At 64.1% G+C, this 15,816-nt stretch carries 17 protein-coding genes and 4 pseudogenes; 10 read left to right on the top strand and 11 right to left on the bottom strand.

Annotated features, from left to right (window positions below; all coding sequences use genetic code 11):
* Positions 1–35: 35 nt before the first annotated feature.
* A pseudogene (locus A5625_RS30840) lies at positions 36–116 on the top strand (hypothetical protein); the annotation flags it as partial.
* Between the two features lie 59 nt (positions 117–175).
* Here the strand turns inward: A5625_RS30840 and A5625_RS27815 are convergent.
* The 6 genes and pseudogenes from A5625_RS27815 to A5625_RS27790 all read right to left on the bottom strand — a co-directional run.
* A pseudogene (locus A5625_RS27815) lies at positions 176–700 on the bottom strand (acyl-CoA dehydrogenase family protein); the annotation flags it as partial.
* A gap of 23 nt (positions 701–723) precedes the next feature.
* Complete coding sequence (locus A5625_RS27810) at positions 724–1,167, bottom strand: nuclear transport factor 2 family protein (protein ID WP_067002150.1); 444 nt, start codon at positions 1,165–1,167, stop codon at positions 724–726.
* Complete coding sequence (locus A5625_RS27805) at positions 1,151–2,365, bottom strand: amidohydrolase family protein (protein WP_067002147.1); 1,215 nt, start codon at positions 2,363–2,365, stop codon at positions 1,151–1,153. The genes A5625_RS27810 and A5625_RS27805 overlap by 17 nt, the downstream gene beginning before the upstream one ends.
* Positions 2,366–2,368: 3 nt before the next feature.
* The gene (locus tag A5625_RS27800; protein WP_067002144.1) at positions 2,369–2,692 is read right to left on the bottom strand and encodes a hypothetical protein; all 324 of its coding nucleotides are present in this window, start codon (positions 2,690–2,692) and stop codon (positions 2,369–2,371) included.
* Positions 2,676–3,953 carry an aromatic ring-hydroxylating dioxygenase subunit alpha gene (locus tag A5625_RS27795; protein ID WP_067002141.1) on the bottom strand — a complete coding sequence of 426 codons (1,278 nt, stop codon included), beginning with the start codon at positions 3,951–3,953 and terminating at the stop codon, positions 2,676–2,678. The genes A5625_RS27800 and A5625_RS27795 overlap by 17 nt, the downstream gene beginning before the upstream one ends.
* Before the next feature lie 17 nt (positions 3,954–3,970).
* The gene (locus A5625_RS27790; protein WP_067002138.1) at positions 3,971–4,489 is read right to left on the bottom strand and encodes a carboxymuconolactone decarboxylase family protein; all 519 of its coding nucleotides are present in this window, start codon (positions 4,487–4,489) and stop codon (positions 3,971–3,973) included.
* A gap of 422 nt (positions 4,490–4,911) precedes the next feature.
* Between A5625_RS27790 and A5625_RS27785 the strand changes: the two genes are divergently transcribed.
* From A5625_RS27785 to A5625_RS27750, 8 genes are all read left to right on the top strand, one after another.
* The gene (locus A5625_RS27785) at positions 4,912–6,210 is read left to right on the top strand and encodes an amidohydrolase family protein (protein ID WP_067002156.1); all 1,299 of its coding nucleotides are present in this window, start codon (positions 4,912–4,914) and stop codon (positions 6,208–6,210) included.
* A 128-nt stretch (positions 6,211–6,338) separates the two neighbouring features.
* Positions 6,339–7,505, top strand: coding sequence for an acyl-CoA dehydrogenase family protein (locus A5625_RS27780; RefSeq protein ID WP_067002135.1), 1,167 nt, complete (start codon positions 6,339–6,341; stop codon positions 7,503–7,505).
* A 109-nt stretch (positions 7,506–7,614) separates the two neighbouring features.
* The gene (locus A5625_RS27775) at positions 7,615–8,769 is read left to right on the top strand and encodes a thiolase family protein (RefSeq protein WP_067002132.1); all 1,155 of its coding nucleotides are present in this window, start codon (positions 7,615–7,617) and stop codon (positions 8,767–8,769) included.
* A 131-nt stretch (positions 8,770–8,900) separates the two neighbouring features.
* Positions 8,901–9,515 (top strand): TetR/AcrR family transcriptional regulator, encoded by a 615-nt coding sequence (locus A5625_RS27770; protein ID WP_067002153.1) that lies wholly within the window; start codon positions 8,901–8,903, stop codon positions 9,513–9,515.
* Positions 9,512–10,018, top strand: coding sequence for a hypothetical protein (locus tag A5625_RS27765; RefSeq protein WP_067002129.1), 507 nt, complete (start codon positions 9,512–9,514; stop codon positions 10,016–10,018). Before A5625_RS27770 ends, A5625_RS27765 begins: the two co-directional genes overlap by 4 nt.
* A 147-nt stretch (positions 10,019–10,165) precedes the next feature.
* Positions 10,166–11,446, top strand: a complete 1,281-nt coding sequence (locus tag A5625_RS27760) for a cytochrome P450 (RefSeq protein ID WP_067002127.1) — start codon at positions 10,166–10,168, stop codon at positions 11,444–11,446.
* Positions 11,443–11,631 carry a ferredoxin gene (locus A5625_RS27755; RefSeq protein WP_067002124.1) on the top strand — a complete coding sequence of 63 codons (189 nt, stop codon included), beginning with the start codon at positions 11,443–11,445 and terminating at the stop codon, positions 11,629–11,631. Before A5625_RS27760 ends, A5625_RS27755 begins: the two co-directional genes overlap by 4 nt.
* Before the next feature lie 32 nt (positions 11,632–11,663).
* Positions 11,664–11,957, top strand: coding sequence for a DUF1330 domain-containing protein (locus A5625_RS27750; protein ID WP_067002120.1), 294 nt, complete (start codon positions 11,664–11,666; stop codon positions 11,955–11,957).
* A 6-nt stretch (positions 11,958–11,963) separates the two neighbouring features.
* Here the strand turns inward: A5625_RS27750 and A5625_RS27745 are convergent, their stop codons facing one another.
* Both A5625_RS27745 and A5625_RS27740 read right to left on the bottom strand, forming a co-directional pair.
* Positions 11,964–12,164, bottom strand: coding sequence for a ferredoxin (locus tag A5625_RS27745; RefSeq protein WP_007777398.1), 201 nt, complete (start codon positions 12,162–12,164; stop codon positions 11,964–11,966).
* A gap of 11 nt (positions 12,165–12,175) precedes the next feature.
* Positions 12,176–13,381, bottom strand: coding sequence for a cytochrome P450 (locus tag A5625_RS27740; RefSeq protein ID WP_067002117.1), 1,206 nt, complete (start codon positions 13,379–13,381; stop codon positions 12,176–12,178).
* A 221-nt stretch (positions 13,382–13,602) separates the two neighbouring features.
* Between A5625_RS27740 and A5625_RS27735 the strand changes: the two are divergent.
* Positions 13,603–13,980: pseudogene (locus A5625_RS27735) on the top strand (acyl-CoA synthetase); the annotation flags it as partial.
* Here A5625_RS27735 and A5625_RS27730 read toward each other — a convergent pair.
* From A5625_RS27730 to A5625_RS27720, 3 genes and pseudogenes are all read right to left on the bottom strand, one after another.
* Entirely contained in the window at positions 13,959–14,771 is an 813-nt protein-coding gene (locus A5625_RS27730) for an NAD(P)-dependent oxidoreductase (RefSeq protein ID WP_082984586.1), read from the bottom strand. The pseudogene A5625_RS27735 and the gene A5625_RS27730 sit on opposite strands and share 22 nt — an antisense overlap.
* Positions 14,772–14,778: 7 nt before the next feature.
* On the bottom strand, positions 14,779–15,594 hold the full coding sequence (locus A5625_RS27725; RefSeq protein WP_067002107.1) for an NAD(P)-dependent oxidoreductase: 816 nt from the start codon (positions 15,592–15,594) through the stop codon (positions 14,779–14,781).
* Positions 15,594–15,816, bottom strand: a pseudogene (locus A5625_RS27720) (alpha/beta hydrolase); the annotation flags it as partial. The gene A5625_RS27725 and the pseudogene A5625_RS27720, both read right to left, overlap by 1 nt.

Here is a 15,816-nt window from a genome sequence, read left to right as displayed (position 1 = left end):
TGTGGACCAGCTTCGCGCAGTTCTCGACGCGGTGCGTGCTGCTCACCCGTACCGCGCCCGGCCACGACGGAATCACCGCCTTCTTCGTCGACCTCGATACGCCAGGCATCACCATCCGGCCGCTGCGCACGATGCACGGTGTCGACGAATTCTGCGAGGTGTACTACGACGACGTGGTGATTCCGTCGTGGCCGGGCGCGGTACGGGTGAGCAGCACGCACCGCGTCGAGAACTGCGCGAAGCTGGTCCACACTTTCTGCCCGTTGACGATCCAGTTGTCACCTTGCTGCGTCGCGCGAGTGGTCAGCGAAGCCAGGTCACTGCCCGACCCCGGTTCGGAAAAGCCTTGACACCATTGCTCTTCGCCGCTCAACAGCCGCGGCACCATCTCCGCGGCCAGCTCTGGCGGCGCGTAATCGATCATGGTGGGTGCCAGCACCTCGAGCATCGAATAGGGGCCGGGCTCGGCGAGGCGACGACCCACGACCTCCTCGCCGACGATCGCGCGGAGCAGCGGGGGGCCACCGAGACCGCCGACCTCGACCGGCCAGCCGAACCGCATCCAGTCGGCATCGTAGAGCGCGCGGCTCACCCGGGCGAACTGCTGCATATGGGCCTGCAGCGAGTGGTCGGGCCCGGGAGTCAGATCGTTGTCGTCGAGCCAGGCGCGCAAATCGGTCCGGAACTGCTCGACATTCACCGCACTGTCGATTGGTCGGCTCCTTACGTCGCGGCTTGGGCCGCAGAGTCGCCGGCGGGACGCCCGATGGCGTGCGGGCGCCCGGAGTCGTGCACACCGCTGCGGCGGATGAAGGTCATGGCGCGGGTCTTGAGCCGCCATCCGTCCGCGGTGCGCAGATAGGTGTCGCGGTAGTAGCCGATCCGCATGTCGTGAGTGGCGTGGTCGATGAAACACAGTGGTTGAGTGCCGGTGGCCGCATCGCCGTCGAGGTCGACCGCCGCGGTTCCGGTGAGAAACAAGCCCTTCGGTGCCGCGGCCACCAATTCCGGAAATCGGTTCAGGCTGTAGGTCTCACCGAACGCGCTGTAGGTCCCGTCAGGGGTGAAGACAGCGACGAGGCCATCGATGTCCTCCTGGGTGATGGTCACCGCGTAGCGGGCGAGCAGTTGCTGGATCTCGACCAGGTCGTCAGTTCTGGTTGGCATAAACCTTGCCGCCTTTCATCACAAAGCTCACTTTTTGAGTAACCGTGATGTCTTCCAACGGGTTTCCCGGCACCGCGATGATATCGGCGAGCTGGCCTTGCGCCAGTCGGCCCCGGTCGGTGACGTTGATCAGCTCGGCTGCGGTGGTGGTAGCCGCCCTCAGCACTGCCAGCGGCGGCATCCCCCACTCGACCAGTGTGACAAGCTCATCGGCGTTCTTGCCGTGCGGGATTGCCGGGGCATCGGTGCCGACCGCGATTTTCACACCCGCGTCGTAGGCGGCCTTGATCGATGTTTCCGCCTTCGGGAACATCTCGGCGGCCTTGTCCTGTAACTCCTTTGGAGCGCGGGACACGTCCATCGCTTGGGCGAGCCTACGGGTGGTCACCAGGAACCGGTCGTTGTCGACCAGCATCTGGATGGCCTCGTCGTCCATCAGGAAGCCGTGTTCGATGCAGTCGATACCGCATGCAACCGCATGTTTGACCGCCTCGGCTCCGTGGGTGTGCGCGGCGACGCGTAACCCACGCCGATGCGCCTCGTCGACGATCGCGCGCAGCTCCTCATCCGAATAATGTTGTGCGCCAGCCTCGCCCGTTAACGACATCACGCCGCCAGAAACGCAGACCTTGATCAATTGGGCGCCATGCTTGATCTGGTAGCGCACTGCCTTGCGGATCTCGTCGACGCCGTTGGCAATGCCCTCTTCGACAGTGAGCTCCAGCGCGCCTGGCATGAAGGCGGCGAACATCGTCGGATCCAGGTGCCCGCCGGTGGGTGTAATCGCGTGGCCGGCCGGGACGATCCGGGGCCCGTCGACCCACCCCGCGTCGATGGCCTTGCCCAGCGCCACGTCGAGCAGGTAGCCGCCGGTCTTGACGAACAGGCCCAGGTTGCGCACCGTGGTGAACCCGGCGCGCAGCGTGCGTCGGGCGTTGCCGATTGCGCGCAGCACCCGCGTCGGCGGATCGTCCTGCACCTGAGACAGGCCGGGCGTCTCGCCACGACCGCCCATCAGCAGGTTGACCTCCATGTCCATCAGTCCAGGCAGCAGAATCGCCTCGCCCAGATCGATGACCTCGCCTTCCGGATCACCCCCGACACCGACGATCCGGTCGCCGTCGATCCGCACGATGCCGGGCCGAACGATCTCACCGGCGTCGACGTCGAGTAGTCCGGCGGCCTTGAGCGTCAACACCTGTCAGATCACCGGCTCGTGTGTCAGCTCCACCCAGGCCGCCCCGCTGTCGGGGACACGCGGTTGCTTCCATGCCTCGATCGGGAACGACACCATCACCAGTGACTGCATGATGTGCATAAGGCTCTTCGCGTCGTCGGGCAGATCATCCAGCGGGAACTTGTCGCAGTACTCGATCACGTCGTTCAGCTTCGGGAACGCGACGTCGTAGAACGCCTGCATCTCGGCCATCGTCGAGGCAAGCCGCTTGGCGTAGCGCTCGGGTTCGGTGGCCAGGTCCCAATCCAAATACGGCTCCAGAGCCGCGAATTCAGACGGTAGCGCCATTGTTCTGGTACTCCTTCACGTAGTCACCGGTCGTCTTGTGCAGATGACGGATCAAGACTTCCTGGTCGCACAGCAGGAACTCTTTGACGGCCCGGGTACCGATCATGGTCTGGGTCGCTTCCAGGGTGTTCGCGTCCTGCAGCGCGTACTCCTTGAAGGTCACCGCGGCCAATTCCTGGGCCAGGCGCTCCCGCGCGTTGCGCGGCGGAACGAAATACAGCGTGGATTCGAAGATGTGCTTGTCCACCGCGGTCGGCCAGTAGTGGTAGGTCAAAAACCAGCCCGGCTCCCAGATCAGCAGCATGAAATTCGGGTAGAACAGCCACGAGTCGATGCCCCACTGCGGCACCCGCTTGACGTTGACACCCGGCGGCAATTCCAGGTTTTCGATGATCTCCGGCTTGTCCCACGGACCGAACAACCCGCTGCGCAGCACCTGATCCAGCGGCTTGACCATGGACATGTCCGGCGGAGGCGCCTGACCACCCCAGGTCGACTGCAGGTTGTGCGGGCCGGCCAACTCGTAGTGCAACGCCTCGTACCCGAACTTCTGGATCTTGGCGGCTTCTTCCTTGGTGTACTGCCCCTGGTGCAGGATCGGCGCGTGATAGAACTCGACGAACGCGTCGATGAACAGCTTCCAGTTGCTGCCGACCTCGGCCCGGTAGGAGTAGGTCTCCGTCATCTCGCCGAAGGGGTAGCCCTCGATGCTCTTGGCCAGCGGTCCGAGGTAGTCGATCAGCGGTGCCGCGTTGTTGTCGAAGTTGATGAAGATGAAGCCTTCCCACACCTCGCAGCGCACAGCCGCCAGACCGTAGTTGCTCTTGTCGAGGTCGAAGAATTCTTCTTCCTGCTGGACGAAGGTGAGGTCGCCGTCCAGACTGTATCGCCAGGCGTGGTACTTGCAGGTGAACTGCCGGCAGGTGCCGGAGGTCTCCTCATTGGGAAAGTCGTTCCACACCAACTTGTTTCCGCGGTGCCGGCAGACGTTGTGGTACGCCTTGATCGAGCCGTCCTTGGTCTTGACGATGATCACCGACGTGCCCTTGCCGGCCGAGGGTAGCTCCCGGGTGAAGTAGCTGCCGGTGCGTGGCAGGCGGTTGATCCGGCCGACGTTGAGCCACTGCTTTCTGAAGATCGCTTCGCGCTCGGCTTCGAAGAAGGCGGGATCGATGGAGTCTGTGTAGTCGACGGGTGCGGTGCCCAGTTCGGGGTAGTTTTCTGTCCAGCTGCCGGCCGCCGGCTTAGGGAAGTGGGGCAATGTTCTTACCTCTCTTGTCAGTGCTGATCGGCGTTTTCGAGCTCTACGCCAAAAGTGTTGAAAGCCATGGCCAGCGTCGCGTAGCAGCCGACCGTGAAGATGAAGTCCATGCGCTGCTGGTCGTTGAGGCGCTCGCCGAGTGCAGCCCAGGTCTCGTCGGACAACTGTGACTTCTCTTCGAGTTCGTCGACCGCGGTGATCACCGCGCGGTCGAACGGGTCGGCGGCTTCGCCCCTTGTGACCGCGTCGATTTGCTCGTCGGTGATCCCTTCGTCCCTGGCCATTCTGACGTGGTGCGACCACTCGTACGCGCCCTGGCGCCGGTGCGCCACCCGGAGGATGGCCAGTTCCCGGATGCGGGCCGGCAGCGTGGACGACGTCAACAGGTGGACATTGAATCGGAGAAACGCCTTGGCCAACGCCGGGTGGTGAGCCAGCGTGGAAAGCGCGTTGTTGGTGTCCGCTCCACGCATTGCCGAGAGCGCCTGCTGGGTAGCCTCGTCCCACTGATCGGCGGGGAGCGGCTGCAGACGCATGCGCTGTCTCCTCTCGGCGTGCCCTCGACCACCTCTCGGTCAAGGAGAATCAGATTCTCATTTCTAACCAACAGAGTTGCACGAAACGCGCCCCTGGTCAATGCCGGCCTACCGGTCCAACGCAAGTCCGGACACTGTTTGGCTCATCCGGTTGCCGAGATGGCCGGCTACCGCCGATCCCGCCGGCGGCGGCCGTCGCCCGATCTGCCACGCCGGGTCCTACCTCATCGCATTGCCGCCCGGCGCGGGGCGCTTTGCCTGTGGGTTCGGCCCCTGGTCAGCCCGGTGTCAACCGCTTCAGCAACCGCTGGATGTTGATTCTCGCCTGGCGAGAAGATAGTTTTCATTTTAATGATCTTGGCACGGGACAGTGATTCGCCGAGGCTGTAATCGATCCGGTGGATCCGATGGAAGGGACGGCCATGAACAAAGAAGACATGATTCTGATCAGTGTCGACGACCACACTGTCGAGCCGCCGGACATGTTCAAGAACCACCTGGCGAAGAAGTATCAGGACGACGCGCCCCGGCTGGTGCACAACGCCGATGGTTCGGACATGTGGAAGTTCCGCGACACCGTCATCCCCAACGTGGCGCTCAATGCGGTGGCCGGGCGGCCGAAGGAAGAGTACGGCATCGAGCCGACGGGGCTCGACGAGATTCGTCCGGGTTGTTACAACGTGGACGAGCGGGTCAAGGACATGAACGCCGGCGGTATCCTGGCCTCGATCTGCTTCCCGTCCTTCCCCGGTTTCGCCGGGCGGCTGTTCGCCACCGACGACAACGATTTCTCGATCGCGCTGGTGCAGGCTTACAACGACTGGCACATCGACGAATGGTGCGGCGCATACCCCGCGCGGTTCATCCCGATGGCGATACCGGTGATCTGGGACGCCGAGGCATGCGCCGCCGAGGTACGCCGGGTATCCAAGAAGGGTGTGCACGCGCTGACTTTCACCGAGAACCCGGCCGCCATGGGCTATCCCAGCTTCCACGACGAGTACTGGAACCCGCTGTGGAAAGCCTTGGTGGACACCGACACCGTGATGAACGTGCACATCGGTTCCTCGGGGCGGTTGGCCATTACCGCACCCGACGCGCCGATGGACGTGATGATCACGCTGCAGCCGATGAACATCGTCCAGGCCGCCGCCGACCTGTTGTGGTCGCGGCCCATCAAGGAGTACCCGGACCTGAAAATCGCGCTGTCCGAGGGCGGAACCGGCTGGATTCCCTACTTCCTGGAGCGCGCAGACCGGACCTTCGAGATGCACTCCGCCTGGACGCACCAAGACTTCAAGGGCAAGCTGCCCAGCGAGGTCTTCCGCGACCACTTCCTGACCTGTTTCATCAGCGACAAGGTCGGCGTGGCGCTGCGCAACATGATCGGCATCGACAACATCTGCTGGGAAGCCGACTACCCGCACAGTGACTCGATGTGGCCGGGTGCGCCGGAAGAGCTGTGGGATGTCTTGTCCATCAACAACGTTCCCGACGACGAGATCAACAAGATGACATACGAGAACGCCATGCGCTGGTACTCGTTCGACCCATTCACGCACATTGCACGCGAACAGGCGACCGTCGGTGCGCTGCGCAAAGCCGCCGAGGGGCACGATGTGTCCATTAAGGCCCAGGGCCACGGAAAGGACAACCGGAGCGGCTCGTCCTTCGCCGATTTCGCGGCCAACGCGAAAGCCCTTACCGGCAACAAGGACTGAACTACACGTCGCCGGAATGCAAGTGCGCCCGTGGCGGTCGCAAGCGCGGCGAAGCCGGGCGCCGCGGGCCGGCACCGACAGCCGGTGCATTTCGAAACGAAGGAGATTGAGCAGTGTCCGGCGCCGGAATGAACTTCGAGCTGACCGATGACCAGCAACTGATCCGTCGGTCAGTCGCGGAGTTGGCGCGGAAATTCGACGACCAGTACTGGATGGAAAAAGACCAGGCGCACGAATTTCCGACCGAGTTCTACCGGGCCATCGCCGATGGCGGCTGGTTGGGAATGACCATCCCAACCCAATACGGCGGGCATGGCCTCGGAATCACCGAGGCGACCATCTTGCTCGAGGAGGTCGCCAAGTCCGGCGGCGCCATGAACGCCGCCAGCTCGATCCACCTGTCGATCTTCGGCATGCAGCCGGTCGTGGTGCATGGCTCTGATGAACTCAAGGCCCGCACGTTGCCGGCTGTTGCGACCGGCGAGGTCCATGTCTGCTTCGGCGTCACCGAACCCGGTGCCGGGCTTGATACTTCACGCATCACCACGTTCGCCAAGCGCGACGGCGACCGCTACATCGTCAACGGACGCAAGGTCTGGATCTCCAAGGCGATGGAATCGGACAAGATTCTGTTGCTGACCCGCACCCAAAGCTACGACGAGGTCACCAAGAAGACCGACGGGATGACGCTGTTCCTCACCGATCTCGATCGCAGCCGCGTCGACATTCGCCCGATCCGCAAGATGGGCCGCAACGCCGTCAGTTCCAATGAACTGTTCATCGACAATCTCGAGGTTCCGGTCGAGGACCGGGTGGGCGAGGAAGGCAAGGGATTTCAGTACATCCTCGATGGCCTCAACCCGGAACGGATGCTGATCGCGGCCGAGGCTCTCGGCATCGGGCGGGTGGCGCTGGAAAAGGCGGTCAAGTACGGCAACGAGCGTGAAGTCTTCGGCCGGCCCATCGGCATGAACCAGGGTCTGCAGTTCCCGCTCGCCGATTCACTGGCCCGGCTGGACGCCGCCGAGTTGATGCTGCGCAAGGCCACCTGGCTCTACGACAACGGCAAACCCTGTGGGCGCGAGGCCAATACCGCAAAGTATCTCTGCGCCGATGCCGGCTTCACCGCCGCGGACCGGGCGCTGCAGACCCACGGCGGCATGGGGTACGCCGAGGAGTACCACATCACGCGCTACTTCCGTGAGGCGCGGTTGATGAAGATCGCGCCGGTCAGCCAGGAGATGATCTTGAACTTCCTGGGAGCCAACGTGCTGAAGTTGCCGAGAAGCTACTGAGGTCTAACGTAGGTTTGTTTCTCGCCGAACGTGCACCCAGAGCGACTTTTTTCATGATTTCTTCGCTCCAAGTGCGCGAGCGAGGGCACGAATCGATGGGAGCAGAAGGATGCGTGAAACAGTCATCGTCGAGGCCGTGCGGACGCCGGTGGGGAAGCGCAACGGCGCACTGTCCGGCATGCATGCCGCCGACCTGTCCGCGGTCGTCCTCAACGAACTCGTCGAACGCACCGGCATCGGTCCCGAGGTCATCGATGACGTGGTCTGGGGTTGTGTGTCCCAGGTGGGCGACCAGTCCAGCAACATCGGCCGCTACGCGGTCCTGGCCGCCGGGTGGCCCGAGACCATTCCGGGTACAACCGTCAACCGCGCCTGCGGCTCCAGCCAGCAGGCGCTCGACTTCGCCGTGCACGCAGTGATGTCAGGCCAGCAGGACGTCGTCGTGGCCGGCGGTGTCGAGGTCATGAGCCGCGTTCCGCTCGGTTCGGCGCGGGCAACCGGCATGCCCTATGGGCCGAAAGTCCTTGCCCGTTACGACGACTTCTCCTTCAACCAGGGCTTGTCGGCGGAGATGATCGCCAAGAAGTGGGGATTCTCCCGCACCCGGCTCGACGAATTTTCGGTCGAATCCCACCAGCGGGCCGCCGCGGCTCAGGACGGCGGCGCATTCACCGGCCAAATCGTGCCGGTGTTCGTCGACGGAGCCGACAGCAACGTCCTCACCGCCGACGAGGGCGTGCGGCGCGCTAGCACCGTCGAAAAGCTGGGCACGCTCAAGCCGGCCTTCGCTGAGGACGGCGTGATTCATGCCGGCAACTCCTCGCAGATTTCCGACGGCGCGGCCGCACTGCTGGTGACCACCGCCGAGATGGCCGTTGAGTTGGGTCTGACCCCGATCGTGCGGTATCTGGCGGGCGCGGTGACCGGAGCGGACCCGGTGCTGATGCTCACCGGCCCCATCCCGGCGACCGAGAAGGTGCTGAGCAAGGCCGGCGTCGCTCTGTCCGACGTGGGCGTCTTCGAGGTCAACGAGGCGTTCGCGCCGGTGCCGCTCGCGTGGCTGGCGGAAACCGGGGCGGACCTGCAGCGGATGAATCCGCTGGGCGGCGCCATCGCGCTGGGACACCCGCTGGGCGCCTCCGGGGCGGTACTGATGACGCGCATGGCACACCACATGCGCGACAACGGGATTCGGTACGGGCTGCAGACCATGTGCGAGGGCGGCGGCACCGCCAACGCCACGCTCGTTGAGCTGGTGAGCTAACGCCGGCGGCCTGACGCACAGAGAAAAAACCGGCACCGCGTGACCCTTGTCACAGCGGCCAAACTAACCTACTGTGTGTTCACTAGGTTGGTTTTCCGGTTTCGGTACCGGTGGTTTTCGAGGAGTTTTGGGTGCCCGTCGCACGGCGATACGACACGCTTCTCGCCAAGGGCGAGGACCGCAAGCAGCGGATCCTCGGCGTCGCGCAACGCCTGCTCACCCGCAACGGCTGGCGTAGCACCACGCTCGCCCAGATCGCCGGCGAGGCTGGGGTGACGCCCGCGGGGCTGCTGCACCACTTCGAATCCAAGGAGCAGTTGCTGCATGCCGTGCTGGATGCTCGTGACCTCGACGACGACACCCATGCCGACCGGACCGGCGACCTGTTCGACCAGATCGCCGCGGTCGCGGACCGATTTCATCGGGCTCCCGAGCTGGTGGGCACATTCACGGTGCTGCTGGTCGAAAACATCCTTCCCGACGCTCCGCTGCACGACCGGATGCTGGCCAGGCACCGGGCCGCGACCGACATCGTCGCCGATCTCATCCGGCGTGGTCAGGCAGATGGCCGGTATCGCGAAGACATAGACCCCGCCGTCAAGGCAGTAGAAATCCTCGCCTTCGTCCACGGAATGGAAACCACATGGTTACTCGATCCTTCGATACCGCTAACCGAGGTGTTCAAGCAGTACGCCGAGACACTGGCGCGCGACTTCGCGCCACCGAAGAAATCCGTGACGGCATGAGATACCGGCTCGACGTCGTCACCGCCACCGTCGTCGACGTGGTGAGGTTCGCCGGCGGCTGGATCTTCGACCGGTCGATGGCCGGGTGGGACGTCACCGTGCTGGTCGCCGACCACCCCGACGACCGGCCGTTGCAGATCGTCGGCGCCCAGGTGCTCGACCTCGAAGAGGCTCTGGCGTCGGTGCAATCGCGGCCCCGTCCGCAGGCCCTGGCGGCCGCGGCAGACCTGTTCGGGTGTGACTCGAGGGTGCGTCAGGGCGTGCTGCATGCCCTCGATCAGGGCGTCACCGAGGTCACGCTGTGGGGGGAGAACTGGCCGTCGGAGCTCGACGACAGTGTCGGCCTGGTGCAGCACCAGCTGAGCATGGCCGCGCGCACATTCAAGGCCCAGGCCCTGACGGCCGCGGCGGCGCCTGATGCCCCGATCGGTCACGTCGAGACGTTCCGTAGCGGGCTGCTGGCGTGGCCATCGGTCGCCGCTGATCTGATTCCCGCCAGTTGAGCGCCGCGACCTTATAGGCTGCGCATCTCCGACGCGCGCTTTACGGCGTGCGAGGGCCCGCTCGTTGACTGCCACCATGCCATATGGAAATGTAATACTCATCTGCGAGAGGCGCGTTCTCACTTGCCGAGATTCAAGGAGCAGAAGATGGCAGACGACATCACCGAGCTGGACTTCTTCCGCGGCAGCGAGCTGATCGGCGACCCGTACCCGTACTACGAGGCGCTGCGGCAGAAATGCCCGGTGACTCCGGAAAAGCACCACGGCGTCACCATGGTGACGGGCTGGGACGAGGCCTGCGCGGTGTTGAACGACGCGGAGACATGGTCGTCGTGCATCTCGGTGACCGGACCGTTCCCGGGATTCCCGGTATCCCTGGAGGGTTTGGGGGACACGGACATCACCGAGCTGATCGAAGAACATCGCGACGAGCTGCCGTTCAGCGACCAGCTGCCCACCCTCGACCCGCCGACGCACACCAACCACCGCTCGCTGATGATGCGGCTGATCACCCCTAAGCGCCTCAAGGAGAACGAGGACGCCATGTGGGTGCTGGCAGACCAGGTGCTCGACGACTTTCTCGCGCCGGGGCACGGCGAATGGATCAAAGGCTTCGCGAGCCCGTTCACCCTACTGGTCATCGCCGACCTGCTGGGCGTGCCGATGGAGGACCGCGACAAGTTCGTCAAGGGCATCGCCGAGCATGCCGGCGGCGGCGTTGGAGGCACCAAGGGATCCCTGGCCCACAGCCCGCTGGAATTCCTCTACGGTCTTTTCTCCGACTATGTCCGGGACCGCCGCAAGGCGCCCCGCGACGACGTGCTGACCGGCCTGGCCACCGCCACCTACCCCGACGGTTCGACTCCCGACGTCGAGGACGTGGCGCGCGTCGCCAGCAACGTCTTCTCGGCGGGTCAGGAGACCACCGTGCGTCTGCTGGGTGCGGCCGTGCAGACGCTGGGAGAGCGCCCCGACATCCAGGCGCAGCTGCGCAGGGACCGCAGCCTGATCCCCAACTTCATTGAGGAGTCGCTGCGCCACGAGAGCCCGGTCAAGGGCGACTTCCGGTTGAACCGCAGGCCGGTCAACGTCGGCGGGGTCGACCTGCCCGCCGGCACCACCGTGATGATCGTGCAGGCCGCCGCCAACCGCGATCCCCGCCGCTTCGAAGACCCCAGCACGTTCGACCCGGCCCGCAAGAACGCGCGCCAGCACATCTCGTTCGGACGCGGAATTCACAGCTGCCCGGGTGCGCCGCTGGCCCGCGCCGAAACCCGGGTGGCAATCGAGCGGCTGCTCGACCGCACCACTGACATCAGGATCAACGAGGACATTCACGGACCGGCGAATGACCGCCGCTACCACTATGTTCCGACCTACATCCTGCGTGGCCTGACCGAACTACACCTGGAGTTCACGCCGACATGAAGGTTTGGGTAGACGATCAACGGTGTCGCGGTCACGGCATGTGTCTCACGCTGTGCCCCGACGTGTTCAGCCTCACCGACGACGGTTATGCCGAGGCAATAGATTCCGATGTCCCAACGGAATTGGAGTCGGCCGCCCACGAGGCCATCCAGTGCTGTCCCGAGCAGGCGATCAGCGAGAAGTAACCAAATACACCGGCGAATAGGGAGATTCTTCAGTGGCTAACGGGCCAAAAGGATATGTCATCCTGACCGAGAAGATCAAAGATCCGGAAGGCATGAAGGCTTATGCCCAAGCTGCCGGGTCAGCGATGAGTGGTGCCACCATCCTTGCGGTGGACACCGCGCCCAATGTCATTGAAGGCGACTGGCATGGCGACCAGACCGTCGTATTGGAATTCGAGTCGGTGGATGCGGCCCGGGAGTGGTACGAGTCCGAGGGCTACCAGAAGGCGGCGAAACTGCGGCAAGAAGCGGCCGACTGCAACGCGGTCATCCTCTCGGGATTCTGATCGCAGTTACTCTCCGACGATGGAGATTGCCTGCCGCGGGCATTGACGGACGGCCTCGCGCACGTCCGCCTCGTTCTCCGGGGTGACTTCTTCCTGATGCACCGTCAGCATGTCGTCGTCGCCGAGTTCGAAGATGTCGGGGTTGATCCCCATGCAGACGCCGTTGCTCTCGCAGAGCCCCCAGTCGACTTCGATTTTCTTCGTCATCGTGGCCCCTTTTATCGAAGTACCTTGACGGGCACGTTCTTCCAGCCCGCCACGTTTTGCATGTTGACCCGCTTGCACCCAGCCCAGTCGACCTCGTAGCGCGGCATGAAGTCGAGCAGTCGCTCCAGCGCGATCCTGCTTTCCAGCCGGGCCAGCGCGGCACCCAGACAACTGTGAATCCCGTACCCGAGTCCGAGGTGCTGCGCCTCGGTCTGGTCACGCTCGATGTCGAATGTGTCGGCGTCGGTGAACGCGTCCGGGTCGCGGTTTGCCGCGGCGCCGCAGAGGAATACCGGTTTGCCCGGCGGGATGACGCCGCCACTGACGTGCGCCTCTTTGAGGGTGTAGCGGACGTTGTACTGCACCGGACCCTCGTACCGCAGTAGTTCCTCGACCGCGCCGGGGATCTTGTCGCGATCCTCCTGCAACTTCTGCCACTGGTCGGGGTGATTGGCGAAGATGACCGCCGCGTTGCCCATCAGTTTGGTGACGGTCTCGGCACCCGCGCCGCCCAGAAGGGTTGCGAACCCGCAGATCTCGATGTCGTCGAGCTTGCGCAACTCGCCGTCTTCGCCGGGGATCTCGGCCGCGATCAGCCGGCTGATCATGTCGTCCTGCGGCTCCTGGCGCCGCTCTTGGACCAGGCTGAAGTAGTACATCGCCGTGTCGATGTTGGCCTGCAAGCCGGCTTCACTGACCTCGATCTGCCCAGGTTCGTGATGCAGGCTGGTGTCGATCCAGTGCCGGACTTGCTGCCGGTATTCCTCCGGCACACCGGCCATCCGGGTGATGACCTCCACCGGGAACGGACCGGAAAAGTCCTGCACTACGTCGAAGTTGTCCGAGTCGACGGCGCCCAGATACTTGTCGATCACCTCGATGATCGTCTCGCGCTGCGATTGAATCGCCCGGGGAGTGAAGGCCTTGTTGAGCAGGCTGCGCATATGGCGGTGTTCAGGCGGATCCATGAAAATGATCGACTTCTGCTCGGGGGATATGCCCCGGCGCACCATGGCCAGGTCGCAGCCGCGGGCCGACGAATACGTCTCGAAGTCCTTGAACGCGGCCGACACGTCTTCATGGCGGGTCAGGGCGTAAAAGTCCTCTTTCTCGTCGTAATACAGTGGCGTTTCCTCGCGCATCCGCCGATAGATGTCGAACGGGTTGTTGAAGTAGTCCTCGGAGTACGGATCGAAGACGACCTTCGCTTTTGTCACTGCATCCTCCTCAACGGCGAGGTTGGGCTGAAACCTTTACAGCGGAGTCACTGACTGTAACGCTAACGGTAATACCTTCGTGACGAACCGGAAAGACCAAAACGCCGCAATTCCAGCTCCATCGTTGTCGTACCGGTTTCGGGTCTGCGCAGACTCGACAGAGTTGACGGGGCCGTCAACAAAAGTCGCTGGACGAAGGGTCGCGCTAGGGGGCGTCGGGTGTCGATGCCGACGGATATCTTTACCTCACAGATCGTGTTGCGCGCATGATCATTTCCGGCGGGGTGAACATCTACCCACAAGAAATAGAGAACGTGCTCATCACCCACCCACTGGTCGCGGATGTGGCGGTCATCGGTGTGCCTGACGACGATATGGGTGAAGCCGTCAAAGCCGTTGTGCAACTCGTCGATCGCGTGGAGCCGAACGACCGATTGGCCGCACAACTGATCGACTACTGCCGCCCGCAATTAGCGACATACAAATGTCCGCGCAGCGTCGATTTCGTCGACGAACTGCCACGCGATCCAAACGGCAAGCTGTACAAGCGCCTGCTACGCGACCGGTACTGGTCGGATCATGAATCTCGGGTCATTTGACGCACCGCGCCGATGGCCTCGATGGCGTCGTCCAGCGCGCCGAGATTGGTGTCGAGTTCTGCCGCTATGCCCCGGACCACCGCCACGTCCTTGGCCACGAACTCACCGGTCCTTTCGATGAACGATGCGATGGAACCGCCCGCTGCGGCCAGGTTCAGCACGCGACTGGTCGCGCTGCCGTGCACCAGAGCGGTCAACAACGTCGATTCCGGCACACCGAGCCGCTCGCCGAGCCTCATTGACTCGGCCAGTAGCCCGATCTGCGCCGCGAACAGTGCGTTATTGACCAGCTTCACCGTCTGGCCGGCACCGGCCGGCCCGACGTGCAGCATGGGATCCGCATAGCAATCCAGCAGCGGTCGCACTCGGTCGACAGCGCGGTCGGCGCCACCCACGAACACCGTGAGCCGGCCTGCCGCGATGTCGTGCGGGCCTCCGCTGACCGCAGCGTCGATGACGTCAATGCCGTTGGCGTGCTGAGCAATTGCCGCGATGGTGTCCGGGTTCGCGGTGGTGTGCACCACCAACGTCGAACCGGCCCGCATCGCGGAGAGCAATCCGTCGGCCAAGCAGATCTCCCGCACCTGTGCGTCGGTGAACACACACAGCACCACCGCGTCGGCGTTTGCAGCGGCATCCACCGCATTGCTGACAGCCCGCGCGCCCAGTTGCTCGACGTCGCTGCGCTTTTCGTCGGTCCGGCCCAGGACTCGGATGTCGTGACCGGCTGCGACCAGACGACCCACCATGGGGCGGCCCATCCGCCCCGCACCGATGAATCCGACTCTCACCGGACCCTCATCGAGGATGATCCATCAGGGCCAGCGCCGCGTCGGCCGCATCGAGCACCGCCCCGCCGCTGGCCCCGGCGTGGTCGGCAAGGTCGACCACCAGGCGGACATCCTTTTGCAGCAACCCTCCGGCAACACCGGCCAGCCGGTCCAGGCCGCCGATACCGCCAAGGGCATTGAGCGCAAAGCTGTTTCCACTGCTGCGCGAGACCACCTCGGTCAGACGTTCCGGCTCGACGCCCAGCGCGCCGGCCAGTGACAGGGCGCTGGCCGCCGTGGCCAGGTTGGCGGTGAACAACAAATTGTTGAGCAGCTTGGTGGTCTGTCCGGAACCCAGCTCGCCGAGGTGGACCACGGGATCGGCATAGGTTTCGAAGACCGGACGGCAGCGCTCGACAATGGCGGTGTCGCCGCCGACCATCACCAGCAGCCGGCGTTCGGCGGCCGCCCCACCCCCTCCGCTCACCGGCGCGTCGATGACCGAAATACCCGCAGAGACAGCCTTCTTCGCAAGCTCTCGGCAGGTGTTCGGATGCACCGTGCTGTGTACGGCGATGACACTGCCGGGCTTCATCGCCGACAGCAATCCGTGTTGGCCGCAAGCGAGTTCGTCGACGTCGGCATCGCCGACCACGCAGAGGCAGACCAGATCGCTGGCTGCGGCGAGTTCGGCCACCGATGCCGCGGTCTGCGCCGCGGTATCGGCGAACGGCTCAAGGGCTTCCGGCCGGCGCGCCCACAATGTGGTGGGGTAGCCTTCCTCGACGATCCGACGTGCCATGGGCCCGCCCTGACTGCCCAACCCGATGAACCCGACGTGCATCAACCGGCCTCCAGATCGGATTCGGTGTTCGTCACACGTTCAGGCACGCATTCCCGCACGAAATCAAGAACTTTCGAGTGGTAGTCGGGGGCGGCGTGGCTGAGGCTGATGTTGTGCGCGGCGTCCGGTTGTCGATGGACGCTGAACCGCGGCGCCCCGGCGAACAGTGTGCCGATCTCGGTCACCGCCGCATCGTCGGTCTGCCAGACCTTTTCGTGCTCG

Origin of the sequence: Mycobacterium sp. 1465703.0 (assembly GCF_001672975.1) — a bacterium.
GTDB lineage: Bacteria > Actinomycetota > Actinomycetes > Mycobacteriales > Mycobacteriaceae > Mycobacterium.
Note: the sequence above shows the minus strand (reverse complement) of the source record. Positions and strands in the feature narration are given on the sequence as shown.

Bases quoted from the DNA above. Each gene is read 5' to 3' on its own strand.
- A5625_RS27765 (WP_067002129.1), top strand. From the start codon at position 9,512: ATGAGATACCGGCTCGACGTCGTCACCGCCACCGTCGTCGACGTGGTG.
- A5625_RS27745 (WP_007777398.1), bottom strand. From the start codon at position 12,164: ATGACGAAGAAAATCGAAGTCGACTGGGGGCTCTGCGAGAGCAACGGC.
- A5625_RS27775 (WP_067002132.1), top strand. From the start codon at position 7,615: ATGCGTGAAACAGTCATCGTCGAGGCCGTGCGGACGCCGGTGGGGAAG.
- A5625_RS27800 (WP_067002144.1), bottom strand. From the start codon at position 2,692: ATGGCGCTACCGTCTGAATTCGCGGCTCTGGAGCCGTATTTGGATTGG.
- A5625_RS27790 (WP_067002138.1), bottom strand. From the start codon at position 4,489: ATGCGTCTGCAGCCGCTCCCCGCCGATCAGTGGGACGAGGCTACCCAG.
- A5625_RS27760 (WP_067002127.1), top strand. From the start codon at position 10,166: ATGGCAGACGACATCACCGAGCTGGACTTCTTCCGCGGCAGCGAGCTG.
- A5625_RS27725 (WP_067002107.1), bottom strand. From the start codon at position 15,594: ATGCACGTCGGGTTCATCGGGTTGGGCAGTCAGGGCGGGCCCATGGCA.
- A5625_RS27810 (WP_067002150.1), bottom strand. From the start codon at position 1,167: ATGCCAACCAGAACTGACGACCTGGTCGAGATCCAGCAACTGCTCGCC.
- A5625_RS27755 (WP_067002124.1), top strand. From the start codon at position 11,443: ATGAAGGTTTGGGTAGACGATCAACGGTGTCGCGGTCACGGCATGTGT.
- A5625_RS27780 (WP_067002135.1), top strand. From the start codon at position 6,339: ATGAACTTCGAGCTGACCGATGACCAGCAACTGATCCGTCGGTCAGTC.
- A5625_RS27785 (WP_067002156.1), top strand. From the start codon at position 4,912: ATGAACAAAGAAGACATGATTCTGATCAGTGTCGACGACCACACTGTC.